The sequence below is a fragment of the Streptomyces sp. NPDC001709 genome, assembly GCF_053596375.1.
Genome location: NZ_JBSFGB010000011.1, coordinates 92115 through 114434 on the forward strand (window position 1 = coordinate 92115; position 22320 = coordinate 114434).

Here is a 22320-nt window from a genome sequence, read left to right on the forward strand (position 1 = left end):
CCGGTGGGCCAAGTGCCGGAACGCATGCGCGGCACCCTAGTTGGGGCCCCGGCCCCCGTCAGCCGTATGGACGATTGGTCACTCGATGGAATGGCTTTGGTCAGAGGTGCGTGACAGAAAGCAAAGATCAGGCCCCGGATTGTGGGTCCGGGGCCTGGATCGGGAGGGGGCAGGTCAGGCGGTTGCCGCCTGCGCGTCCTGGGCCGCCTTCGCGGCGATGTCGGTGCGGTGCTGGGAGCCGTCCAGGCGGATCCGGCCCACCGCCCGGTACGCCCGCTCGCGCGCCTCGGTCAGGTCCTTGCCGGTGGCGGTGACGGACAGCACGCGTCCGCCCGCACTGACGACGCGGTCGCCGTCCCGCCTGGTCCCGGCGTGCAGGACGTACGCGTGCGGGGCGTCCTCGGCGGCCACCTCGTCCAGGCCGGTGATCGGGTCGCCGGTGCGGGGGGTGCCGGGGTAGTTGTGCGAGGCGACGACGACGGTGACGGCCGCGTCCTCGCTCCAGCGCAGGGGCGGCAGATCGGCGAGGGCGCCGTTCGCGGCGGCGAACAGGACTGCGGCCAGCGGGGTCTTCATCCGGGCCAGCACGACCTGGGTCTCGGGGTCGCCGAAGCGGGCGTTGAACTCGATCACCCGGACCCCGCGGCTGGTGATCGCCAGGCCCGCGTAGAGCAGACCGGAGAACGGGGTGCCGCGGCGGTGCAGTTCGTCGACGGTCGGCTGCAGGACCGTCTCCAGCACCTCGTCGACCAGCTTCGGCTCGGCCCACGGCAGCGGCGAGTACGCGCCCATGCCGCCCGTGTTCGGACCCTCGTCGCCGTCCAGCGCGCGCTTGAAGTCCTGGGCGGGCTGGAGCGGTACGACCGTCTCCCCGTCGGTGATCGCGAAGAGGGACACCTCGGGGCCGTCGAGGAACTCCTCGATGACGACCCGCTCGCATTCGGCGGCGTGCGCCTTGGCGGCCGCGAGGTCGGTGGTGACGACCACACCCTTGCCGGCGGCGAGGCCGTCGTCCTTGACGACATAGGGGGCACCGAAGGCGTCCAGGGCCTCGGCGACCTCCTCGGCCGTGGTGCACACGTAGGAGCGGGCGGTGGGCACCCCGGCCGCCGCCATGACGTCCTTGGCGAAGGCCTTGGAGCCCTCCAGCTGCGCGGCTTCCCGCGACGGGCCGAACACCGGGATGCCCGCGGCGCGGACGGCGTCGGCCACACCGGCGACCAGCGGGGCCTCCGGGCCGACGACGACCAGGTCGGCACCCAGGCCGGCGGCCAGCTCGGCGACCGCCTTGCCGTCGAGCGCGTCGACCGGGTGCAGCTCGGCGACCTCGGCGATGCCGGCGTTGCCGGGGGCGCAGTGCAGCGCGGTGACGTCGGGGTCGAGGGACAGGGAGCGGCACAGGGCGTGTTCGCGGGCGCCGCTGCCGATGACGAGGACCTTCACGGGGGTCAGCCTAATGGCAAGGTTGCCGAAGGTCGGGGGCCGGGTTTGTTGGGCTTTCCTCCAAGGGTGCCGGTAACTGGTGCAACCGCACCCCTGGGGGCTCCGCCCCCAGCCCCCGAACCTTCGCCCACCCACCCTCCCGACTCGGTTGGCTGGGAGGGCGCCGTCGGGGGTGGGGTGAGTGGTCCGGCGCCATGCGGGGCGGGGTTGCCCACCCGCCTGACTGCACGACTCGGTTGGTTGACTGGGTGCTGTCGGGGTGGGGCGTCCGGACCCATGCGGGGCGGGATCCGCCGCCTGACTGCACGACTCGGTTGCCGACCCGATGCCGTCGGGGGGTGGGGTGGGACGTCCGGAGCCGTGCTGTGCGGGATCGACTACGCACCTCCACGACTCGGTTAGCCGACCCGATGCCGTCGGGGGGTGGGGTGGGGTGTCCGGAGCCCTGCTGTGTGGGATTGCCCACGCGCCTGCACGACTCAGTTAGCCGGGAGGTGCCGTCGGGGGTGGAGTGAACGGTCCGGCGCCGTGTGGTGCGGGACTGCCCACCCACCCGGCTGCCCGACTCGGTTGGCCGACCGGGTGCCATCGGGGGGGGTGGGGTGGGGCGTCCGGAGCCGTGCGGGGCGGGATCACCCACCCGACTGCCCGGCTCGGTTGGCCGGGAGGCTGCCGTCGGGGTGGGGCGTCCAGCGCTGTGTAGGGGGCGGGTTGGGTGGGGAGAGTGGGTCGGGTGGGTTACTCGTTCGAGAACTCCTCCACCACCGTCGCCCCCAGCTCACGCACGATCAGCTCGTGGCCGGAGAGGGCCGACTCGTCCAGGTCCGGGTCGTCGTCCTCCGGGATGTCGTCCTCGGGGGCGACGGGGGGTGGCTCGGGCGCGGGGGTCGGCCGGGGGGCAGGGGTGGGTGCCGCAGGGGCGGTCGTAGGGCCGGGCTGCGGGGTTGCGGGTGCGTGCGCGGTTGGCTGGGGTGCCGCGGGGCGGGGTGCGGCGGGGGCGCCGTAACCGCCTCCGGCGGGCGGGGGTGTGGAACCGCCGCCGGACGGGTCGACGACCGCCTCGATCTTCCACTGCACGTTGAACTGCTCGGCCAGCGCCGCCCGCAGGACGTCCTCGCTACCACTGCCGGCGAAGTTGTCGCGGGCGCCGGCGTTGACGAAGCCGAGCTGGAGGGTGGTGCCGTCGAAGCCCGCCACCTGGGCGTTCTGGCTGAGCAGGATCCAGGTGAAACGGCGGCGGTTCTTGACGGCCTCCAGGATGTTCGGCCAGAGCATGCGGGGGTCGAGTCCGCCGGACGGGGCGGCCGCGGGCGGTACCGGGGCCGCGGGGGTTACCGCGGCCGACGGGGATGCCGGGGGCTGCTGCTGGGTGGCCGGGGGGCGGCCGCCCGGAGCCTGGCCCTGCGGTGCGTCGCCCGCCGGTGCGGCGGACGTGGGCCAGCCACCGGGACGCCGCCCGCTTCCGGCGGCAGCGGCGGTGGGCCAGGCACCGGGAGCGGCGGAAGCCGGGGCAGAGGTGGAGGGACCGGCGGGGGGCGCGGCAGGCGGCGCCGGGGCGGCTGCCTGGGCGGCGGGGGCGGAGGCCGCCGGCGTGGCCGGGGCGTGCGGGGCCGGAGCTGCTGCGGGTGCCGGTGGAGTCGTGGGGGCGGGGACGGCCGGAGCCGGACCGCCGACGCCGGCACCACCGACGCCGGCACCAGCTCCACCCGCACCGGAACCACCAGCGCCGGGACCAGCTGCACCGGCACCGTCCGCACTCGCACCGGGGCCGCCCACGCCCGGGCCGTTGGACGCCCGTACAGCCGCGCGGGCCGCCGCCGGGCCGCCGCCGGGCGGTACGGAGGTGGCGGCAGGCGGCATGGGGGCGCCATGGGCCTCGGGGCCGGGGACGTACCCCATGGCGGGTGCGCCGCCGCCGGCCGAGAAGTTGACGCCGCGCTCGAGGCGGTCGAGGCGGGCCATCACCGACCGCTCGTCGCCGTAGGCGGCGGGGAGCAGCACGCGCGCGCAGATCAGTTCCAGCTGGAGGCGGGGCGAGGTGGCGCCGCGCATCTCCGTCAGACCCTCGTTGACGAGGTCGGCGGCGCGGCTCAGCTCGGCGGCGCCGAAGGTGGAGGCCTGGGCCTGCATGCGTTCCAGGACGTCGGCCGGGGCGTCGATGAGCCCCTTGTCCACGGCGTCCGGCACGGCGGCGAGGATCACCAGGTCCCGCAGCCGCTCCAGCAGGTCGGCGACGAAGCGGCGCGGGTCGTTGCCGCCCTCGATGATGCGGTCCACGACCTCGAAGGCGGCGGCGCCGTCGCCGGTGGCGAAGGACTCGACGACGGAGTCGAGAAGAGAGCCGTCGGTGTAGCCGAGCAGGGAGGTGGCCATGGCATACGTCACACCCTCCGCTCCGGCACCGGCGAGGAGCTGGTCCATGACGGACATGGAGTCACGCACGGAGCCGGCGCCGGCGCGCACGACGAGCGGGAGCACGCCGTCCTCGACCGGGATGTCCTCCTTCTGGCACACCTCGGCGAGGTACTCCCGCAGGGTGCCGGGCGGCACGAGGCGGAAGGGGTAGTGATGGGTCCGGGACCGGATCGTCCCGATGACCTTCTCGGGCTCGGTCGTGGCGAAGATGAACTTCAGATGCTCCGGCGGCTCCTCGACGACCTTCAGCAGCGCGTTGAAGCCGGCCGACGTGACCATGTGGGCCTCGTCGATGATGTAGATCTTGTACCGGCTGCCGGCGGGGCCGAAGAAGGCCTTCTCGCGCAGCTCACGGGCGTCGTCCACACCACCGTGCGAAGCCGCGTCGATCTCGATGACGTCGATGGACCCTGGGCCGTTCCGCGCGAGATCACGGCAGGACTGGCACTCACCACACGGGGTCGGAGTGGGACCTTGCTCACAGTTCAGACAGCGGGCGAGGATGCGCGCGCTGGTCGTCTTGCCGCAGCCGCGCGGACCGCTGAACAGGTACGCGTGATTGACCCGGTTGTTCCGCAGCGCCTGCTGCAGCGGGTCGGTGACATGCTCCTGCCCGATGACCTCGGCAAAGGTCTCCGGGCGATAGCGGCGGTACAGCGCGAGAGACGACACGCATACGAGGTTAATGGGGCCCACTGACAACAGGCTCCGCCCGCAGACCCCGGCCCCGGCTCCTGGCCCCTGACCCCTGGCTCCCAGCCGCCCCGTCCCCGGGAACGCAAGCGCCCCCCACGCACCCGCCAGAGCCGACCTACCCTTGCTGCCTTCCGGCCCTGGGGGAGTTCAGTCAGATAGCGCCGCGTGAGGGGCTGTGCCCCACAGTACCCGATCGCGGCCCCCGGTCAGTACCCGATCAGCGGCCGCGGCCGCACCCGATCCGGGCCTGCGGGAACGAGTTCGCGAGCACTCCCCTCGGTCATGTAATGTTTCCGGCGGAGGATTCGCCTAGAGGCCTAGGGCGCACGCTTGGAAAGCGTGTTGGGGGCAACCCCTCACGAGTTCGAATCTCGTATCCTCCGCCAGTGCCTCACCGGGCACGATGTCGAAGGGCCCCACTGTTCGCAGTGGGGCCCTTCGACGTTGTCCCTCCCAATTTCCGTCTCGGCGCATGCAGAGGAAAGTCGCCACCCGCGCCAGCTCCCGATCACTTGACCACCCGCACGCTGGGACGGCGACCCCCGTGGGCGGAGGGCCGCCGATATCGGAAAGGGCGAGGCCCGACAGGCCCGTCGCCTCCTGGCTGACGCCAAGCTGCACGGCCACAAGTACGCGATCGATGCCGTGCTCTCAAAAAGGTATGACCCTGCGCCCCACTCCGCCCCAGGCGCCGCAACGCCAGGTACTGGTGATCACGGGCGCACCGGGTGCGGGGACCCGGTGAAGCCCTACCGCGTCACCCGCACCGGCGCCGACACAGTCGTCTGGTCCAGTTCCGACACCCGGACCGTCACCTTCATCGTCCAGGTCCCCGGGAGGGGGAGGTCGAAGGAGTCGTTGCCCCAGTAGCCGCCGCGGTCGGTGAGCCTGGTGTCCAGGGGGCCGATCTTCCGGGCTCCCAGGGTCAGGGTGACGTGCAGTTCGGGGACCGTGGACAGGCCGCCGTCGGGGCCGTAGACCACCGCCTGGACGGAGGTGCGGCCCACGCGGCCCGGGTCCAGGGTGATCTGGACCTTGCCTTGGGCGCCGGGGGCGCCGATGTCGAAGGGGATCGTGGTGACGGAGGCCGTCGGGATGCCGGCCGCCGGCACCTCGGCCGACGCCGCCTCGGTGGCCGTGCGGCCGGGCACCGTGCCGGTCAGCAGGGTCGTCAGGGCCAGGACCACCGCGGCGACGGCCGTCTCCGCCAGCACCGAGCGGCGCAGGAGGTGGAAGGGCGCCTGTGGGGGCGGGGCGGGGGGTTCCGGGGGCGGCGGCAGCGGGGGGCCTCCGGCCGGTTCGGGGACACGGGCGCCTTCGGGGACACGGGCACCCTCGGAGACGCGGACGCCCTCGGAGACACGGGCACCCTCGGAGACACGGGCACCCTCGGGGACACGGACGCCCTCGGGGACACGGACGCCCTCGGAGACGCGCGCTCCTTCGGGGACGTGAACCACGGCGGACCGGGGCCGTGCGGTCAGGCGGGTCGTCCAGGTGCGGGAGCAGGCCGCCGCCAGTAGGAGCGCGGTGACCGCCGCCAGTTTGGCCAGCAGGGTGCGGCCGTACGTCGTGTCCGTGAGCGCCTGCCAGGAGCCGAGACCCCGCCAGGACTGGTAGACGCCGGTCAGCACCAGGACCGTGACCGAGGCGAAGGCCAGGCGGGAGAAGCGGGCGACGGTGGTGAGGGAGGTGCGCCGGAGTGTGCGCAGGAGGGCGGCCAGGCCGCCCAGCCAGGCCGCCATGGCCAGCAGGTGGAGGGTGGCGGCGGTGACGGCCAGGGGGACCTGGATGCCCGCGGAGGCGTGTTCGGCCGCCGTCCAGGTCAGGGCGATGGGGAGGGAGAGGGCCGCGACCACGGTGAGGGTCTCACGGCGCGGGAGCCTCTTCCGGCGGGCCCGCAGGAGCGCCACGCAGGCGCCGGACAGCACCAGCAGCGCCAGGCGGGCGAGGAGGAGCGCGCCGGGGCGGGTGGTGGCCGGGTGGGTGAGGGAGCCGAGGGAGATCGCGGGTGAGGTGCCCTCCTCGTAGGGGGTGCGCAGGAGGTACAGGGCGGTGGTCGTGGCGAGGAGGGTCCAGGCGGCGGCCAGGGCGGGGGTGCGCAGCGGGGCCGCCGTCGGCGGGCGGCAGTACGCCACGAACGCCGCCGTGCCGAGCAGGAGGGCCAGGGAGAGGTAGGCGAGGTAGCGGGCGATGTTGTACAGGGCCGCCGTGACGGGGTTCTCCGTGCTGTCGGGGATGGGGGCCGCGGTAGTCGCCGTGCGCTTTCCGACCGAGAACGTGAGGGCGCCGGACACCGGGTGGCTGTCCGCCGACACCACCCGCCAGGCGACCGTGTAGGTGCCGGTGGCGAGCCCCGTGGGGAGGGCGACGCGGGCCGTGTCGGAGCGGCCCGGGGCGTGGTCGGCGGGGCCGGTGCGCAGGCGGTGGTTGCGGGGGTCGTAGACGCGGAAGGAGTCGGTGAGCAGGCCGACCGATTCGGTGAAGGTCAGGGTCACCTGCCGCGGGGCCGTGCGGAGTACGGCCGCGTCGGGCGGGTCGGTCGTGCGCAGGGCCGCGTGGGCCGAGGCGGGGGCCGCCGTGCCGAGCAGAAGGAGGAAGAGGCCCGCGCAGAGCGCGGTCAGCCGCCGTGGCCATCGGTGTCGGTCGCGCAGCACCTGGTCCCCTCCCTTGCCCTCGTCCCCTTACGTACGCAGAGATCGGCCGCGTTGCTCACCAGGTCGGGCGGGCCGAGATGCCGCCGTCCACGGTCAGGTCGTGGCCGGTGATCCAGCTCGCGAGCGGCGAGGCGAGGAACACGCAGGCGCCGGCCACGTCCTCGGGGCGGCCGAGGCGGCCGGTGGGGGCGGCGGCCAGCCAGCGGCGTACGCCGTCCGGCCAGGCCTCCGCCAGGCCTTCCCGGTCGATCAGGCCGGGCGAGACGGTGTTGACGCGGATGCCGTCCGGCCCGTACTCCAGGGCCGCCGCACGGGCGTGCATGACCACCGCCGCCTTGGCCGCGCTGTAGTGGGCGTGGCCGGGTGCGGGGTGGGCGGCCTCGATGGAGGCGATGTGGGTGACGGTGCCGCCGCCGTGCGCCCGCATATGGGCGGCGGCGGCCTGGGTACAGGCGAAGACGCTGGTGAGGTCGGTGTCGACGACCGTGCGCCACTCGGCCGCCGTCATGCCGGGCAGGGGCAGGACGGGCTGGACGGCCGCGTTGTTGACGAGGGCGGTGAGCCGGCCGCCGGACCACTCCGTCACCTCCCGGACCAGGCGGTGGCAGGCGTCCTCGTCCGTCAGGTCCGCCTGGAGTACGACGGCCTCGCCGCCCGACTCCCGGATCCGGGCCGCCACGTCGGCCGCCGCCTCCACCGCCGTACGGCAGTGCACGGCAACCGCCGCGCCCTGCGCGGCGAACCGCAGGGCGATGGCGCGGCCGATGCCGCCGCCCGCGCCGGTCACGAGGGCGGTCTGGCCGTCGAGCAGGTTCAGCGGGCTCCTGTTCATGGGCGGCACAGTTCCGTGATGCGGGCGGCCTCGGACGGGTAACGCGCCGTGAGGTCGGCCGCGTTCCCGTGTTCGTAGTCCGCGTAGGTGAATCCGGGTGCCATGGTGCAGCCGAAGAACGTCCACGCGCCGCCCGGTGCCACCCGCGCGCCCATCCAGGTGCGGGCGGGCACGGTCAGCTGGAGGTGCTGGCCGGTCAGCGGGGCGGGGCCGAGGACGGCGGTGCGGGTGGTGCCGTCGGGGGCGAGCAGCAGGAGCTGGAGCGGGTCGCCGAGGTAGAAGTGCCAGATCTCGTCGGTGGGCAGGCGGTGCAGGGCCGAGAAGTCGTCCGCGGTGAGCAGGGCGACGATGGCGGAGCCCGCCGGCCGGCCGTCGGCCTGCTGCGGCCCCTCCCAGGTAGGCCGGAACAGGCCACCCTCGCGGGGGATGGGTTCGAGGCCGATGGGGGTCCCCCCGCGCGAGCGAAGCCGAGCGTGGGGGAGGGCGATCAGATCGTCCGGCGTCGTCGTCACCCGGGGAAGGCTACCGCGCGCTCCAGGAAGGCGAGTTGGGCGTGCTTCCGAGGCAGGTACACGTCCGGGATGTCCACCTCGGGCAGGACGACGGCCGGGCCGCGCACGAAGCCCTGGCGTTCGAAGCGGGCGATCGCCCTGGCGTTGCGTACGTCCGGGTCGACCACGAGCCGGCGCCGGTCCAGGGCCCGCAGCGCGTACGTCGTCATCGCCCTCAGCAGCGCCGAAGTCCAGCCGGGGCGCGGGCCGTCGGGGCCGGCCGGGCCGAGCAGGACGTGGACGCCGAGGTCGCCGGGGAGGACGTCGTAGCACTCGCCGACCCGGTCCGCGGCCGGTTCGTACGTCTGGAGCAGGGCGGCCGGTGTGCCGTCCTTGGTGACGAGGTGGGCGTGGTGGGTGTCGAGGCCGGCCATGTGGGTGTAGATCTCGGCGACCTGGTCCCGGGTGAGGCCGTTCATGCCCCAGAAGACGGCGCGTTCCTCGCTCACCCACCCGTGGACGACGTCGGCGTCGGACGCCGGGTCGAGGGGGCGGATGCGGACGGTGCCGAATCCGGCGATGTGCTGTTCGTAGCGGTCAGCGGTCACGGGGTTCCCTCGGGGGTGCTCGGGGTGCTCGGGGTGCTCGCGGGTCAGCAGGGTCCAGTCGGTGACGATCGGGGCCAGTTCTCCCTTGAGCCACAAGGGGAGTTGGTCGCGGTGGTGCGGGGTGCCGGGGACGCCGTCGGCGCCGAGGGGGACCACCCAGCGGCTGCCCTCCCGGTCGGCCAGATCCCAGACGTAGCGGGCGGCCGGGCCGCGGGCCGCACGGTCGGTGAGGCCGGGGACGGCGGAGGTGCACAGCACGCAGTCGTGGTCCCCGGCGAGGCCGGGTTCCTGGTCCCCCTCCGGCCCCGGCAGTGCGCGCCAGGGGGCGAGGCGGTGGGTGTCGGACCAGGTGCCGGCCGGGGGTCCGGCGGCCACCTCCTCCAGGGCCGCGCGTACGGTGGCCGGGCGGTCGACGCCGTACAACTCCTCGGCACGCAGCAGGTGTTCGAGGGCGTGGCCGATGCGCGGGACGAGCGCCAGCCAGGGCTGCAGGACCTCCGGGTAGGCCGGGGGCTCGGTGAGCGGGGCGAACACCGGGTGGGCGGCGAGACGGCGTACGACCGCGCCGCGCACCGCCGCGTAGGCGGCCGCGTCGCCGCTGTCGGCGTCCATACGGCGGTTCCAGGCGAGCAGGCGGTCGCGCAGCCGGGCCGCCTCGGGGGTGAGGCCGTCGAGGGCGGCGAGGCGGTCGAGAAGCGGGGCGGCCGAGGCGAGGTGGGTGTCGGTGTGGATCGCGGGCATGCCCTCGGCGGTCCAGGCGGGGCGCGCGTCGAGGAGGGCGCGGATGCGGTCGGCGCGGTGCGGTGGGGCGAACTCGACGCCGAGGGGGGTGGCGAGGCCGCGCTGGTTGGCCATCACCGCGATGCCGTCCGCCAGGGAGGCGTACGGCATCGTGTGCCAGCCGTGCCAGTCGTGGCCGGGCCGCCAGGCGGGGACCGGGTGGCGGCGGTTGGCCTCCGCGCGCAGGGGGACGCGGCCGGCGACGCGGTGGAGGGTGCCGCCCCGGGTGTCCGCGGCCTGTACGACGTTGACGGGCTCGGCCCAGGCGTCCAGGGCACGGTCGACGTCCTGGACCGTGCGGGCCCTCAGGAGGGGGAGGAGGGCGCTGAAGCCGAGGTCCGCTGTGACGCGGGGTGGGTAGCGCAGGGCAAGCGCCTCGGCTTCGCCTTCGGCGGTTTGCGGGTCGTGGGCGGACTCGGCTTCCGGCGCCGGGCCCCTTTCCCGTCCGAAGACCCCCGCTTCCAGCCCCTCCGGCCCGCCCGCGATCACCGGCCCCCTCGCCGTCTCGATCACCTCGATCCCGGCCGGGGGCTCACCCGCGATCTCCACCGTCTCCGTGTGCCGTGTCGCGCGGTGCCAGACCCCGTCCGGGCCGAGGGCCTCGACGCCCGCTCCGGTGCGCCGCAGGCGTTCGCGGTAGAGGTCCTGGTAGTCGGCCATGGCGTTGGTGATGGCCCAGGCGACCGTGCCGGTGTGCCCGAAGTGGGCGATGCCGGGGACGCCGGGCACGGCGAGGCCGACGACGTCGAACTCGGGGCAGAAGAGGCGGACCTGCTGGTAGACGCCGGGGTCCTCGATGAAGCGGTGCGGGTCACCGGCGATCAGGGCCTGGCCGGTGGCCGTACGGGCGCCGGAGACCAGCCAGCCGTTGCTGCCCGCCGTGCCGGGACCGTCGGCGGCGAACAGGCCGACCGCCTCGGCGCCCAGGTGCCGTATCGCCTGCTCGCGCCAGAGCTTGGCCGGGAAGCCGGCGAACAGGATGTGCGCGGCGAGCCAGATGCCGAGCGGGGTCCAGGGCTGCCAGGGGGCGGGGGTGAGAGCGGTGCGGGCGAACTCGGGCGCCCGGCGGGCACCGGCCGGCAGGCCCTCGTTGACGCCGTCGACGTACGCGCGGACCCAGTCGGCCGTTTCGGCGTCCCGGCGTTCCAGCTCGGCGAAGCAGCGGCGGGCCGTGTCGTCGAGGCGGGCCCGGCGGGCGAGGACGTCCCAGGAGAGGGCGCCGGCGCCGAGGAAGGAGGCCGAGGTGCCCTGGGAGCGGTGGCGTTCGACCTCCAGCTGCCAGGCGCGGTCCAGGGCGGTCACCCGGCCCTGGGCGCGGGCCAGTTCGAGGGCGCTGGAGGCCCGTAGGTGGGGGATGCCCCAGGCGTCGCGGTACGTCTCGATGGTCACCCGGCAGCCCCTTTACCTTAGGTTAGCCTTGCCTAAATTGCTTGCTGGTGAGGGAATCGTACGCGACCTACGGCGACCGGCATTCCCCCGGCTGCGGCGGGCGCACCGGCGGGCGATCATCGACGCATGGACGTCACCCTGCACCTCGCCCAGGACCGCGACGCCGACGCGCTGCTCGGGCGGTCCCCGCTCGCCGCCCTCACCGGGATGCTGCTCGACCAGCAGGTCCCGATGGAGTGGGCGTTCAAGGGGCCCCGGACCATCGCCGACCGGCTCGGCGTCGGGGCCGCCGGAGACCTCGACGCGCACGACATCGCCGCGATGGACCCGGAGGCCTTCGCCGCGCTGCTCGCCGAGAAGCCGGCCGTGCACCGCTACCCGGGCTCGATGGCCAAGCGCATCCAGCAGCTGTGCCAGTACCTCGTCGAGCACTACGACGGGGACGCGGAGGCGGTCTGGCGGGGTGTGCAGACCGGTGCCGAGCTGCTGAAACGGCTCGAGGACCTGCCCGGTTTCGGCAAGCAGAAGGCACAGATCTTCCTCGCGCTGCTCGGCAAGCAGCTCGGGGTCGCGCCCACGGGGTGGCGGGAGGCCGCGGGGGCGTACGGCGAGCGGGAGTCCTTCCGGTCGGTGGCCGACATCACGGGGCCGGAGTCGCTGGCGAAGGTCCGCGCCCACAAGCAGGAGATGAAGGCGGCGGCCAAGGCGAAGGCCTCCGGCAAGTAGGGGCGGCAGCAAGCAAGGGCCGCAGCAAGCAAGGGCCGCAGCAAGCAGGGGCCGCAGCAAGTAGAGGCGGCCCCGCGCCCCTTGGGGCGCTTCACCCGACCGGCCCCGCCCGAATGGCAGACCCCGCCGCGCCGATCTCAGCATGAACCATGACCGAGGCAACGAGCGGTGGTCCCGGCCGGGACCGTGAGTACGACGACCGGAACGTTCATGCGACACCTCCGCCGGGCGGCCGGCACGAGCCCGAGCCGCCGTTCGAGGGTCCCCTGCACGCGCTGTCCAGAGCCGCCTGGCAGGTGGTCCTGGTCACCGGGATCGCCTCGCTGATCCTCGGGGTGCTGGTGCTGGTGTGGCCCGGCGCCTCCCTGCTCGCCGCCGGCGTCCTCTTCGGCCTCTACCTCGTGATCAGCGGCATCTTCCAGCTGGCCTCCGCCTTCGGCACGCACATGACGACCTCGCTGCGTGTGCTGGCCTTCATCAGCGGCGCCCTGTCGATCCTGCTCGGCCTGTTCTGCTTCCGCGGGCCCATGCAGTCGATCCTGCTGCTCGCCCTGTGGATCGGCATCGGCTGGCTGATCCGCGGGATCACCCAGTCCCTGGCCGCCCTGCACGACTCCCGGATGCCCGGCCGGGGCTGGCAGATCTTCCTCGGGGTCCTCACCTTCATCGCCGGGATCGTGCTCATCGACTCGCCGTTCGACTCGGTCGCGGTGCTGACCCTCGTCGCAGGCATCTGGCTGGTCGTCGTGGGGATCACCGAGATCGTCACCGCGTTCAGCATCAGGAGCCGGGCCAAGGCGGTCCCGAGGTCGCTGTGAATACCGGCGTCAACCGCACGCCCCGCTCGTACGCCGCGCGAGCGGATCTCGCCCCCGGCGTGCTGCACACCCGGCCCGCCCTGGGGATACACCAGCCGTGAGCAGGACCGCGAGCCTCCCCCGCAGCCGTATCCGGCTGCGGGTGCTCGTGCTGCTCCTCGCCCTGTGGGTGCCCGGCGCCCATCTGCAGGCCCAGGCGGCCCCCGCACTGGGCGCGTCCGCCGAGACCTTCGAGCACGACGTCCTGGACGTCCTCGACACCCTCGTACGACCGTCCTCCCGCACCATCCACCGGGCCGACGTACCCGAGCGTCCCGCACCCCTCCCCGGCCCGGCGCCCGCCCCACCGGCGGCCCGCCCGTGCCACGCCCCGCCGTGGGCGCCGTACGCCCCGTCCCTGCTGCGCACGGTGGTCCTGCGCTGCTGACAGACCCGCGTTCCCGCGAACGGTCGGTCACAGGTCAGTCAGACGCAAGGAGCAGCACCGTCATGCCCATGGATCACTATGCCGTCCTGCGCGCCCTGGTGCGCGCGGAGGCCAGACGTGCGACGGCACCCAGGCCGGAGCAGAAGCCGGACCAGAAGGGAGAACCGCAGCGGCGGCCCGAGCAACGCTGACCGCTGAACCGGTACCGGCGGGGGCGGGCCACCGCCTCCGCCGGGCCGTCCTCCACCGGGCGGCCCTCCGCCGAACGGAGGAAATCCGGCGTGTCGGACTCCGGCTCGCCGAAGGAGCCCGCCGGTGCCCCGTGCCTCGAAGGCCGTCAGGGAACGCGGATCACTCCGGCGCGGTCTCGCCGTCCCTCGTCTCGGCCCTCTACTCCCGTTAGCGGTATAAATGCACCCTTTGCGGCATCTTTTCCAGCGCCGCACTCCGCCGCCATGGCTGCGCCCGGAACGTCTTGACCGGTAGGCTTTCCGTGTGATCTTCAAGCGCATCGGAAACGGCCGGCCGTACCCCGACCACGGCCGGGAAAGCACCCGGCAGTGGGCGGACGTCGCGCCGCGCCCGGTCCGCCTCGATCAGCTCGTGACCACCAAGCAGCAGCTCGACCTCGAGACCCTGCTGGCGGAGGACTCGACGTTCTACGGCGACCTCTTCGCACACGTCGTGAAGTGGCAGGGCGACCTCTATCTCGAGGACGGGCTGCACCGCGCGGTCCGCGCCGCCCTCCAGCAGCGCCAGGTGCTGCACGCGCGCGTGCTCGAACTCGACTGACCGGCGCGACACGGCTTTTGGCCCTTGACCCTTTCGGGTTTCGCTGAGCGGCATCGACTGATCATCTAATAGGCAGCGCCGCTCGGGCGCACTACGCTGCGCCCATGAGCATGCTGACTCCCCCGGGCATGGGCGGCCAGTACCGGATCACGGGGGACAAGTACCCTCGGATGCGTCCGCCGCGCCGACGCGCCAGGCTCGCGGCCGCCGTGGTGGCTTCCGTCTGCGCGCTCGGCCTCATCGGCTGGGGCACCCTGCAGCTCATCGACGTCTTCACCGGCGGCGCAAAGAAGACCACGGCGACCGGCACCAAGGCCGGGTGCCGCACCAAGGCCTCGCCCGCGGCCCAGGTCAGCACGCTGCCCAAGCCCGGCGAGATCACCGTCAACGTCTACAACGCCACCGCGCGCACCGGGCTCGCCAAGGACACCGCGGACGCGCTCAAGAAGCGCGGCTTCAAGATCGGCAACGTCGGCAACGCGAGCGGGCAGTTCGACAAGAAGGTCAAGAGCGCGGGGATACTCCTCGGGCCCGCCTCGGCACAGAACTCCTCGCTGCCGGTGCTGGCCACCCAACTGGCCGCCGCCGAACGCCGCACGGACACCCGCAAGGGCACCGACCTCGACCTGATCATCGGGGACGCCTTCAAGGGCCTGGCCAACCAGGCGGCAGCGGATCAGGCGCTGTCCGAACTGACCGCGCCCGCACCGCCGGCACCTACGAAAAAGAGCTGCTGAAGCTGCTGACAAGCGCCCCGAAGGACTACTCGGCCGCCCCGTAGAGGCGATCGCCCGCGTCCCCCAGCCCCGGCACGATGTACCCGTGCTCATTGAGGTGGTCGTCCACGGCCGCCGTCACCACGGTCACCGGCGTCCCCGCCAGCTCCCGCTCCATCACCGCGACACCCTCGGGAGCGGCGAGAAGGACCACGGCGGTGACGTCGTCCGCGCCCCGCTTGATCAGTTCCTGGATGGCCGCGACCAGCGTCCCGCCCGTCGCCAGCATCGGGTCCAGGACGTACACCTGGCGCCCGGAGAGATCCTCCGGCATGCGCGAGGCGTACGTGGACGCCTGCAGCGTCTCCTCGTTGCGGATCATGCCCAGGAAGCCCACCTCGGCGGTCGGCAGCAGCCGGACCATGCCGTCCAGCATGCCGAGGCCCGCGCGCAGGATCGGCACGACCAGCGGGCGCGGCCGGGCGAGCTTGACGCCGGTGGTCCGCTCGACCGGGGTCTGGATGTCGACGGCCTCGGTGCGCACGTCCCGCGTGGCCTCGTAGGCGAGCAGGGTGACCAGTTCGTCGGCGAGCCGGCGGAAGGTCGCGGAGTCGGTGCGCTGGTCGCGCAGCGTGGTGAGCTTGTGGGCGACCAGGGGGTGGTCGACGACGTGGAGACGCATGCCCATAACGGTACCTGCGGCGTCACCGCGGCCGAGACCCCGCGGGTGCTGGCGTCGAAGCGGCCGTCCGAGGGAAAGTGGGAGGGACGGACTGGGGTGGTGTGACGTGCCTGACCTGCCTGACCCTCCTGAGAACGCGCCCGGGGACGCCGAGGACCGCGCGGACACCGGCGAGCCCGCGATACGCGGTGCCGGCGCACCCGAGACGGCCGCGGAGCGCAGGCGGCGCCGCGCCCAGTTCCTGCGTGACCTCGCCGAGGCCCGGGAGCTGCGCGCCCGGGTCCAGCCGCGGCGCGCCAAGGCCGCCCGATTGCGCCACGAGATGCGCATGCGGACGTTCCGCTGGTAGGCCGTCCGAAGGGGGAAACCCTCTTGAGCAAGGCCCGGTAAGAAAGTTCTGCGAGAAGGCTCTGGGCTAGGAAGATCCACGCCCGCACCGGCGTTTGCGAGGTGGGCGTGCGTGAGTGCCTGGCAAAGCCGCGTACGATCCGCAGGTGGCGGCAACGAACGCGTAAGACACAGGGAGCCGAAGACGTCCCCTGACAGCCATGTTTCTGCCACGATTCCGAGTGGGTGGGGCTCGGAGCCCAAGCTCTTCCCGCCCACGTACCTCCGCCGGGGGGACCCCCAACCGGCACGCCTCTGACCAGTGGGAGAGTCACGGTGTACTTCGCCGCACTGCTCGCGCGCACCGAAGACGGGTGGGAAGCGAGCGACACAGAGCTCGACGATGTGGAGACCCTGTCGGATCTGGCCGACCTGGCCCGGGAAGCCTCTCCCGACGATGACACGGTGCTCGTGCTGATCGAACAGGAGGAATCCTGGTTCGGTGTCGTCCGCGTGGACGGCGAGGAGGACCCTCGCATCTACGTCTCGGACGCGGCCGCCGCCCAGCGCAGCGCCTACGGCGAGCTGCTGCTCACCGACGAGCTGCTCGGCCGGGAGCCGGGCGCCGACGATGTCGACGACCTGGACTCCCTGGACCTCGACGGCACCGAGGACGGCGAGTCCGGGTCCGACGAGGACGACGAGGAGGGCTCCGCCGACTCGGTTCCGCACAGCCCGGTCGGTGACAGCCAGATCCTCGACGACCTGGGCATCAGCGAGAAGGAGCTGCGCGCCCTGGACGCCGACGAGGCGCTGAGCTCGATCGCCGAGGCCCTGGGTGCCTCGGAGGTGCTGGAGACCGTCCGCTGACCGTGGAGAACCCGGCAGCCGCACCGGACCCGGTACGCGACCGCTGGCGGGCCGCGATACGGCTCGCCCTGGCCGAGGCCGAACGGGCCGTCCCCGGCGGGGACGTCCCCGTCGGAGCCGTCGTGCTGTCCCCGGACGGTACGACGGTGCTCGCCACCGGCCACAACGAGCGGGAGGCCACCGGTGATCCCACGGCCCACGCGGAGGTCCTCGCGATCCGGCGGGCCGCCGCCCTGCTCGGGGAGTGGCGGCTGACCGGCTGCACGCTCGTGGTCACCCTGGAGCCCTGCACGATGTGCGCGGGTGCGATCGTCCAGTCCCGCCTCGACCGGGTCGTCTACGGCGCCCGGGACGACAAGGCGGGCGCGGCGGGCTCGCTGTGGGACGTGATCAGGGACCGCCGGCTCAATCACCGTCCGGAGGTCGTCGAGGGCGTTCTCGCGGCGGAGTGCGCGGCGCTTCTCACCGAGTTTTTCCGGCACCGGTGAATCCGATTTCAAACCTTGCCCCACCTTGCTGTAAGGTCTCCCTCGGTAGCGTGTCCGAGCGGCCGAAGGAGCTCGCCTCGAAAGCGAGTGTGGCGCAAGTCACCGAGGGTTCAAATCCCTCCGCTACCGCTCTGAGAAGGGCCCCGTCGAAAGACAGGGCCCTTCGTGCGTCCTGAGAATGGGACGCATACGGACCGGACCCTCGACCGGGCCCTCAAGTGCGCGCCGCCTTCGGCGGGATGCCGTGGCCCGCACCCCGCAGTCGGGGTCCGGCCCGGCAAAAGTCCTCGGGCGGCGGGCCGTTGGTCCCCAAAAGGGGCGTGAAGGTTACACTCGCCGCCGGCAACAGGGGCGCCCGAAGGCATTCCGCACGAGGGCATACGGACAGGGGAGGCCGCGGTGGCGGTGAATGCCAAGAAGATCGCCGTATACGTGCTCGTGGTCTTCGCGCTGTACGTGATCATCACGGACCCGCCCAAGGCCGCCCACTACGTCCAGATAGTCTTCGAGGGCATATCGGACGCGGCCAAGGCCGTGGGCGACTTCATGACGTGGGTCGCCAACGGAGGAAAGAGCTGAGGTACATCCCATGATCCGCCACCTGGTCCTCTTCAAGCTCAACGAGGGCGTCGAGCGCGACGATCCGCGGGTCGTGGCGGGCGTGGAGGCCTTCAGGGCCCTCGGCGGCCAGATCGAGGAGCTGCGCTTCTGGGAGTGCGCCTGGAACATCAGCGACCGGCCGATCGCCTACGACTTCGCGATCAACTCGGCCGTCGAGGACACCGACGCGCTCAAGCGCTATCTGGAGCACCCGGCGCATCAGGCGGGTGTCACGCTGTGGCGCGAGTTCGCCACATGGGTGATCGCCGACTACGAGTTCTGAGCCCCCGCTTCACCCTTTTCACCCTTTTCCCGGTTTTCGGGATACAGCCCTCCGCTGGAACGGCGGAGGGCTTTCGTGCGTCTTATACCCCAACTCGTCGCCCCAACTTGTCAGAATTTGAACACAACACGGCGTTATGGGGTGCTTGCACATAGTGCACATCTCTTGTGATGCTATGACCGCTTTTGACGGATGATTGACCGATGAAGAGGTGGCGTTGACCGTGTCGGCCAGTACTGCGCCGCCCCAGGACGAGGCGGCCGCCCCCGCTCCCGCCCCCGCTCCCGCGCCCCCCGAGAAGCGGCGCGGCGCCGACACCCGAGCCCTCACCCAGGTGCTCTTCGGCGAACTGCAGCAGCTGACGCCGGGCACGCCGGAGCACAACCGGGTGCGGGGAGCGCTGATCGAGGCGAACCTCCCGCTCGTGCGCTACGCGGCCGCCCGCTTCCGCTCCCGCAACGAGCCGATGGAGGACGTGGTCCAGGTCGGCACCATCGGCCTGATCAACGCCATCGACCGGTTCGACCCGGACCGGGGCGTGCAGTTCCCGACCTTCGCGATGCCCACCGTGGTCGGCGAGATCAAGCGGTACTTCCGGGACAACGTCCGCACGGTCCACGTACCGCGCCGGCTGCACGAGCTGTGGGTGCAGGTCAACAGCGCGACCGAGGACCTCACCACGCTCTACGGCCGCTCCCCGTCCACCACCGAGATCGCCGAGCGGCTGCGGATCAGCGAGGAAGAGGTGCTGAGCTGCATCGAGGCGGGCCGGTCGTACCACGCCACCTCACTGGAGGCCGCGCAGGAGGGCGACGGGCTGCCCGGCCTGCTGGACCGCATCGGCTACGAGGACCCGGCCCTGGACGGCGTGGAACACCGCGACCTGATCCGGCACCTGCTCGTCCAACTCCCCGAGCGCGAACAGAGAATCCTTCTCCTGCGCTACTACAGCAATCTCACCCAGTCACAGATCAGCGCGGAACTCGGCGTCTCCCAGATGCACGTCTCCCGGCTCCTCGCCCGCAGCTTCCAGCGGCTGCGTTCGGCGAATCGCATCGACGCATAGCGACTCCCGACCCGGTGCACAGCGGGCGTTCGCCCGGTGCATAGCGGGCGCACGGGAGCACAACCGCGAACACACCCTGCATCGCAAACCCGATCGATCCCTCACCACCGCGAGCGATTCGCTCACCAGGGCAGATGCCGACAGTCGGGTTCCGAAATAGCGTCAGACCCGTTGTTTCCAGGGCGGATTCGCATCTCGCATGTCGACATGTCACTACAGCGTGTTGCCGACATGTGACATTCTGCCGGAGACGCGTTTGCCGGGCCTTCGGCTCCGGTATTCAGGTGAAGGCTGCGTTGCTCGAAAGGCGACGCCGCCACGACCGTCCCGCGACCCAAAGGGGGTGGCATGTCCGCAGACCAGGGCAGCTCGAAGGTGCTGACGCCCGCGAAGAGCGAGGCAGCGCCCAAGGAGCTCGACGCTCTCGACGTCCTCGACGGCATCGAGGGCGTCACGGCCCTCGACGCCGTGCCGGCCCCGCCCGCCCCGGCGGCCGCCGACATCCCGGCTCCGCCGGCCTCGGGGGACATCGACACCCGCACCCTGTCCCGCTCCCTCTTCCTGCGGCTCGCCGCACTCGACGAGGACAGCCCCGAGCGGGCCTACGTCCGGGACACCCTGATCGAGCTCAACCTGCCGCTGGTCCGCTACGCGGCCGCGCGCTTCCGCTCCCGCAACGAGCCGATGGAGGACATCGTCCAGGTCGGCACGATCGGCCTGATCAAGGCGATCGACCGCTTCGACTGCGAACGGGGCGTGGAATTCCCCACGTTCGCGATGCCGACGGTGGTCGGCGAGATCAAGCGCTTCTTCCGGGACACGTCCTGGTCGGTGCGCGTCCCGCGCCGCCTCCAGGAACTCCGCCTGGCCCTCACCAAGGCCAGCGACGAGCTCTCCCAGAAGCTGGACCGCTCCCCGACGGTCACGGAGCTGGCCGCGGTGCTCGGCGTCTCCGAGGAGGACGTGGTCGACGGGCTCGCCGTCGGCAACGCCTACACCGCCTCCTCCCTCGACTCCCCGGCCCCCGAGGACGACGGCGGCGAGGGCTCGCTCGCCGACCGGCTCGGCTACGAGGACACGGCCCTGGAGGGCGTGGAGTACCGCGAGTCGCTCAAGCCCCTGCTGGCGAAACTCCCGCCCCGGGAGCGCCGGATCATCATGCTGCGCTTCTTCGCCAACATGACCCAGTCCCAGATCGGCGACGAGGTCGGCATCTCCCAGATGCACGTCTCCCGCCTCCTCACCCGGACCCTGGCTCAGCTGCGGGAGGGGCTGATCTCGGACTGAGGGTTCAGTTCTGACGGTTCGTCAGTGACACTGGCCCGATGCTGCGAGCGACAGGGCCGGACGACACCGCGCGAACGACACGTGCGACATGGACGCATGGCCGCCGAGGCGCCGTTACGGCAGCGTCGGCGGCCGTCGTCGTCCTGGGCGCGGTGGTGGCCGCGTGCGGGGGCCACGGGCCGGGCGGCGGGTACGTCGCGGTCGGCTCGGCGGGCGGCCCGGACAGGGGGAGCACGGCGGCGGCCACCCCGACGGGCGCGGTGTCGCTGGTCCCGCTGGACGGCAGCGGGGACACGACGGCCGGCAACTCGCCGACGGGAGCGCCCGGTTCACCCCGACCGAGCAGCGGATCAACCGCCCCCGGCAGCCCGGAGCGGCCCACGCCATCGCCGGGCACCCCGAGCCCTTCCGGCAGCACGGGCGGCGACCCCGGCAGCACACCCGGTCGCACGACACCCTCGCCCGCCTCACCCACCCCGGCTCCCAGCCGCAGCACGGCACCCGCGCCCGCCGACCTCTCCTGGGGAAGGCCGTCGACCGAGGCGACGGACCGGCGCTGGTGCCAGAAGGTGACCGTCGGCTTCCTCAACTCCGGTGGTACGGCGGTGCGCTCGGGCTCGGTGACGTTCGGGACGCACATCATCGGCGCGCTCGGCATCGACTGGGGGACGGTCACGTCGACGGCGGACCTCCCGGTGCCGATCGCACCCGGCGCGCACGAGGACCCCACCTGGACGGTGTGCGTCGACGCCTGGCGCGTACCGCTCGGCATGCACATCGAGACGCGGGACGTGTCCGTGCGGTGGGGGTGACCTGGCCGTCCTCAGCCGATTTGGGCGGGGTCTCCGCCCCATGCCCAGCGGCTGGAAGCCCTCGACCCACCGAAGGTGCACGGGGCGCACCCGGCACACCGGGCGTCACGAGCCCTCCCGCCGCACCGCCGGTAGGCACCTCGCACCTGGACGCGCTCAGCGCGACATCGCCCCGGCCGGTCTCCGGTCGGGGCTCGCGCTTGCCCGGTGTGTGGTTACTTCATCGCCAGCCAGGCGACGCCGGCCACCACGGCGATGGCCACGACGACGCCGATGATCAGGCCGATGCGGGGGCCGGAGGAGGCGGCCGGCTGCTGCTGGCGCCCCTGCGGGGCCTCGTCGACGAACGCGCGGAACATCTGGGTGCTGCCGGCGGGGTCGTAATTGCCCTGGGGGCCCTGGGTGTTAGCCATGGCCCGAGACACTAGCGAATCCAGGTGACCGACCCAAGTGCGGGGCCACCGGGACAGACGGGGGCACCTCACCCGCACCGACCTGCGCGTTTACGTTCGCAACACTTGCCTTTGCCAAGTTTTTACGCCACCGGATCGCCGATTTGTTTGCCTGCAGCAACCAAACATCGCTATGGTTGCCCCAAGCAACGAATACGGGAGGTGTGATGGCCGAGCAGGCGCAGTTCGAGGAGCTGGCGCGTCAGCTCAGTGCCGTCGGAGCCGTGAAACGGGACCTGGGACGCATCCTGCCGACCGACTGCCCGGCCGGCTCGGCCGCCGTGCTGACTCTGCTCGGCCGCGACGGAGACATGCGCATGAGCAAGCTCGCGGAGCTGCTCGCCGTGGACATGTCGGTCACCAGCCGGCATGTCGCGCACGTCGCCGCGCGCGGCTGGATCGAGCGGCACCCGGACCCCGCGGACAGGCGCTCGCGCATCCTGCGCCTGACGCCCGCGGGCCTGGCGCAGCTCGACGAGCTGTCCCGGCGGACCACGCGGCTGCTCGCCGAGCGGCTCGCCGACTGGACCGACGGCGAGGTGGCCCAGCTGATCCGGCTGATGACCCGCCTGCGCGCGTCCTTCGGCGACTGCCGGTCCGCCCCGCCGCGGCCGCCCGTACCCGTACTCGAAGAGACCACCCGTACACCCGCAAGCACGTAAG

23 protein-coding genes, 2 tRNA genes and 1 other RNA gene are annotated in these 22320 nt (G+C 72.6%); 17 read left to right on the top strand and 9 right to left on the bottom strand.

Annotated elements, in window-relative coordinates; translation table 11 throughout:
• Positions 1-174 precede the first annotated feature (174 nt).
• The 3 genes from purD to ffs form a co-directional block, all read right to left on the bottom strand.
• The gene (gene purD, locus ACWC0C_RS18380; RefSeq protein WP_449200086.1) at positions 175-1443 is read right to left on the bottom strand and encodes a phosphoribosylamine--glycine ligase; all 1269 of its coding nucleotides are present in this window, start codon (positions 1441-1443) and stop codon (positions 175-177) included.
• 738 nt (positions 1444-2181) lie between these two features.
• Positions 2182-4530 carry a DNA polymerase III subunit gamma and tau gene (locus tag ACWC0C_RS18385; protein WP_450864856.1) on the bottom strand — a complete coding sequence of 783 codons (2349 nt, stop codon included), beginning with the start codon at positions 4528-4530 and terminating at the stop codon, positions 2182-2184.
• A gap of 103 nt (positions 4531-4633) precedes the next feature.
• Positions 4634-4732, bottom strand: an RNA gene (ffs, locus tag ACWC0C_RS18390) — signal recognition particle sRNA small type.
• A 120-nt stretch (positions 4733-4852) separates the two neighbouring features.
• On the opposite strand from ffs, the gene ACWC0C_RS18395 reads away from it, so the two are divergent.
• A tRNA-Ser gene (locus ACWC0C_RS18395) sits at positions 4853-4940 on the top strand.
• A gap of 363 nt (positions 4941-5303) precedes the next feature.
• Here the strand turns inward: ACWC0C_RS18395 and ACWC0C_RS18400 are convergent.
• The 4 genes from ACWC0C_RS18400 to ACWC0C_RS18415 are packed head-to-tail and all read right to left on the bottom strand — an operon-like array spanning position 5304 to position 11311.
• Positions 5304-7211, bottom strand: a complete 1908-nt coding sequence (locus tag ACWC0C_RS18400) for a copper resistance CopC/CopD family protein (RefSeq protein ID WP_450864857.1) — start codon at positions 7209-7211, stop codon at positions 5304-5306.
• Between the two features lie 55 nt (positions 7212-7266).
• Positions 7267-8043 (bottom strand): SDR family NAD(P)-dependent oxidoreductase, encoded by a 777-nt coding sequence (locus ACWC0C_RS18405; RefSeq protein WP_450864858.1) that lies wholly within the window; start codon positions 8041-8043, stop codon positions 7267-7269.
• Positions 8040-8555, bottom strand: coding sequence for a cupin domain-containing protein (locus ACWC0C_RS18410; protein WP_449200079.1), 516 nt, complete (start codon positions 8553-8555; stop codon positions 8040-8042). Before ACWC0C_RS18410 ends, ACWC0C_RS18405 begins: the two co-directional genes overlap by 4 nt.
• Positions 8552-11311: a GNAT family N-acetyltransferase gene (locus ACWC0C_RS18415; protein WP_450864859.1), complete on the bottom strand. Its 2760-nt coding sequence runs from the start codon at positions 11309-11311 to the stop codon at positions 8552-8554. The genes ACWC0C_RS18410 and ACWC0C_RS18415 overlap by 4 nt, the downstream gene beginning before the upstream one ends.
• A gap of 126 nt (positions 11312-11437) precedes the next feature.
• Between ACWC0C_RS18415 and ACWC0C_RS18420 the strand changes: the two genes are divergently transcribed.
• The 6 genes from ACWC0C_RS18420 to ACWC0C_RS18445 all read left to right on the top strand — a co-directional run bounded on the left by ACWC0C_RS18420 (position 11438) and on the right by ACWC0C_RS18445 (position 14811).
• On the top strand, positions 11438-12037 hold the full coding sequence (locus tag ACWC0C_RS18420; protein ID WP_449200076.1) for an HhH-GPD-type base excision DNA repair protein: 600 nt from the start codon (positions 11438-11440) through the stop codon (positions 12035-12037).
• Between the two features lie 149 nt (positions 12038-12186).
• Complete coding sequence (locus ACWC0C_RS18425; protein WP_450864860.1) at positions 12187-12855, top strand: HdeD family acid-resistance protein; 669 nt, start codon at positions 12187-12189, stop codon at positions 12853-12855.
• Positions 12856-12952: 97 nt separating this feature from the next.
• On the top strand, positions 12953-13282 hold the full coding sequence (locus tag ACWC0C_RS18430; protein WP_450864861.1) for a hypothetical protein: 330 nt from the start codon (positions 12953-12955) through the stop codon (positions 13280-13282).
• Between the two features lie 62 nt (positions 13283-13344).
• On the top strand, positions 13345-13473 hold the full coding sequence (locus ACWC0C_RS18435; RefSeq protein ID WP_450864862.1) for a hypothetical protein: 129 nt from the start codon (positions 13345-13347) through the stop codon (positions 13471-13473).
• Positions 13474-13777: 304 nt separating this feature from the next.
• Positions 13778-14074: a type II toxin-antitoxin system VapB family antitoxin gene (locus ACWC0C_RS18440; protein WP_004943146.1), complete on the top strand. Its 297-nt coding sequence runs from the start codon at positions 13778-13780 to the stop codon at positions 14072-14074.
• A gap of 104 nt (positions 14075-14178) precedes the next feature.
• Positions 14179-14811, top strand: a complete 633-nt coding sequence (locus ACWC0C_RS18445; RefSeq protein WP_450864863.1) for a LytR C-terminal domain-containing protein — start codon at positions 14179-14181, stop codon at positions 14809-14811.
• 25 nt (positions 14812-14836) lie between these two features.
• Here the strand turns inward: ACWC0C_RS18445 and upp are convergent, their stop codons facing one another.
• Positions 14837-15472: a uracil phosphoribosyltransferase gene (upp, locus tag ACWC0C_RS18450; RefSeq protein ID WP_449200071.1), complete on the bottom strand. Its 636-nt coding sequence runs from the start codon at positions 15470-15472 to the stop codon at positions 14837-14839.
• A gap of 106 nt (positions 15473-15578) precedes the next feature.
• On the opposite strand from upp, the gene ACWC0C_RS18455 reads away from it, so the two are divergent.
• From ACWC0C_RS18455 to ACWC0C_RS18495, 9 genes are all read left to right on the top strand, one after another.
• A complete protein-coding gene (locus ACWC0C_RS18455; RefSeq protein ID WP_449200070.1) occupies positions 15579-15821 on the top strand; it encodes a hypothetical protein in 243 nt (80 codons plus the stop codon).
• A 314-nt stretch (positions 15822-16135) separates the two neighbouring features.
• On the top strand, positions 16136-16669 hold the full coding sequence (locus ACWC0C_RS18460) for a tRNA adenosine deaminase-associated protein (RefSeq protein WP_450864864.1): 534 nt from the start codon (positions 16136-16138) through the stop codon (positions 16667-16669).
• Between the two features lie 2 nt (positions 16670-16671).
• On the top strand, positions 16672-17157 hold the full coding sequence (gene tadA, locus ACWC0C_RS18465; protein ID WP_450864865.1) for a tRNA adenosine(34) deaminase TadA: 486 nt from the start codon (positions 16672-16674) through the stop codon (positions 17155-17157).
• Between the two features lie 44 nt (positions 17158-17201).
• A tRNA-Ser gene (locus tag ACWC0C_RS18470) sits at positions 17202-17286 on the top strand.
• Between the two features lie 270 nt (positions 17287-17556).
• Positions 17557-17736 (top strand): hypothetical protein, encoded by a 180-nt coding sequence (locus ACWC0C_RS18475; protein WP_055708362.1) that lies wholly within the window; start codon positions 17557-17559, stop codon positions 17734-17736.
• A gap of 10 nt (positions 17737-17746) precedes the next feature.
• Positions 17747-18040 carry a Dabb family protein gene (locus tag ACWC0C_RS18480; RefSeq protein ID WP_450864866.1) on the top strand — a complete coding sequence of 98 codons (294 nt, stop codon included), beginning with the start codon at positions 17747-17749 and terminating at the stop codon, positions 18038-18040.
• 217 nt (positions 18041-18257) lie between these two features.
• A complete protein-coding gene (locus ACWC0C_RS18485; protein WP_449200138.1) occupies positions 18258-19106 on the top strand; it encodes an RNA polymerase sigma factor SigF in 849 nt (282 codons plus the stop codon).
• A gap of 348 nt (positions 19107-19454) precedes the next feature.
• On the top strand, positions 19455-20393 hold the full coding sequence (locus ACWC0C_RS18490) for an RNA polymerase sigma factor SigF (RefSeq protein ID WP_449200067.1): 939 nt from the start codon (positions 19455-19457) through the stop codon (positions 20391-20393).
• 38 nt (positions 20394-20431) lie between these two features.
• A complete protein-coding gene (locus ACWC0C_RS18495) occupies positions 20432-21205 on the top strand; it encodes a hypothetical protein (RefSeq protein ID WP_450864867.1) in 774 nt (257 codons plus the stop codon).
• A gap of 215 nt (positions 21206-21420) precedes the next feature.
• Here ACWC0C_RS18495 and ACWC0C_RS18500 read toward each other — a convergent pair whose 3' ends face one another.
• Positions 21421-21618, bottom strand: a complete 198-nt coding sequence (locus ACWC0C_RS18500; RefSeq protein WP_449200065.1) for a hypothetical protein — start codon at positions 21616-21618, stop codon at positions 21421-21423.
• A 206-nt stretch (positions 21619-21824) separates the two neighbouring features.
• On the opposite strand from ACWC0C_RS18500, the gene ACWC0C_RS18505 reads away from it, so the two are divergent.
• Positions 21825-22319: a MarR family winged helix-turn-helix transcriptional regulator gene (locus tag ACWC0C_RS18505; RefSeq protein WP_450864868.1), complete on the top strand. Its 495-nt coding sequence runs from the start codon at positions 21825-21827 to the stop codon at positions 22317-22319.
• Position 22320: the final 1 nt, after the last annotated feature.

Coding starts and splice junctions, on each gene's coding strand:
- ACWC0C_RS18490 (WP_449200067.1), top strand. CDS start 19,455: ATGTCCGCAGACCAGGGCAGCTCGAAGGTGCTGACGCCCGCGAAGAGC.
- ACWC0C_RS18495 (WP_450864867.1), top strand. CDS start 20,432: ATGCTGCGAGCGACAGGGCCGGACGACACCGCGCGAACGACACGTGCG.
- upp (WP_449200071.1), bottom strand. CDS start 15,472: ATGCGTCTCCACGTCGTCGACCACCCCCTGGTCGCCCACAAGCTCACC.
- ACWC0C_RS18480 (WP_450864866.1), top strand. CDS start 17,747: ATGATCCGCCACCTGGTCCTCTTCAAGCTCAACGAGGGCGTCGAGCGC.
- ACWC0C_RS18435 (WP_450864862.1), top strand. CDS start 13,345: ATGCCCATGGATCACTATGCCGTCCTGCGCGCCCTGGTGCGCGCGGAG.
- ACWC0C_RS18425 (WP_450864860.1), top strand. CDS start 12,187: ATGACCGAGGCAACGAGCGGTGGTCCCGGCCGGGACCGTGAGTACGAC.
- ACWC0C_RS18445 (WP_450864863.1), top strand. CDS start 14,179: ATGAGCATGCTGACTCCCCCGGGCATGGGCGGCCAGTACCGGATCACG.
- ACWC0C_RS18405 (WP_450864858.1), bottom strand. CDS start 8,043: ATGAACAGGAGCCCGCTGAACCTGCTCGACGGCCAGACCGCCCTCGTG.
- ACWC0C_RS18420 (WP_449200076.1), top strand. CDS start 11,438: ATGGACGTCACCCTGCACCTCGCCCAGGACCGCGACGCCGACGCGCTG.
- ACWC0C_RS18500 (WP_449200065.1), bottom strand. CDS start 21,618: ATGGCTAACACCCAGGGCCCCCAGGGCAATTACGACCCCGCCGGCAGC.
- ACWC0C_RS18505 (WP_450864868.1), top strand. CDS start 21,825: ATGGCCGAGCAGGCGCAGTTCGAGGAGCTGGCGCGTCAGCTCAGTGCC.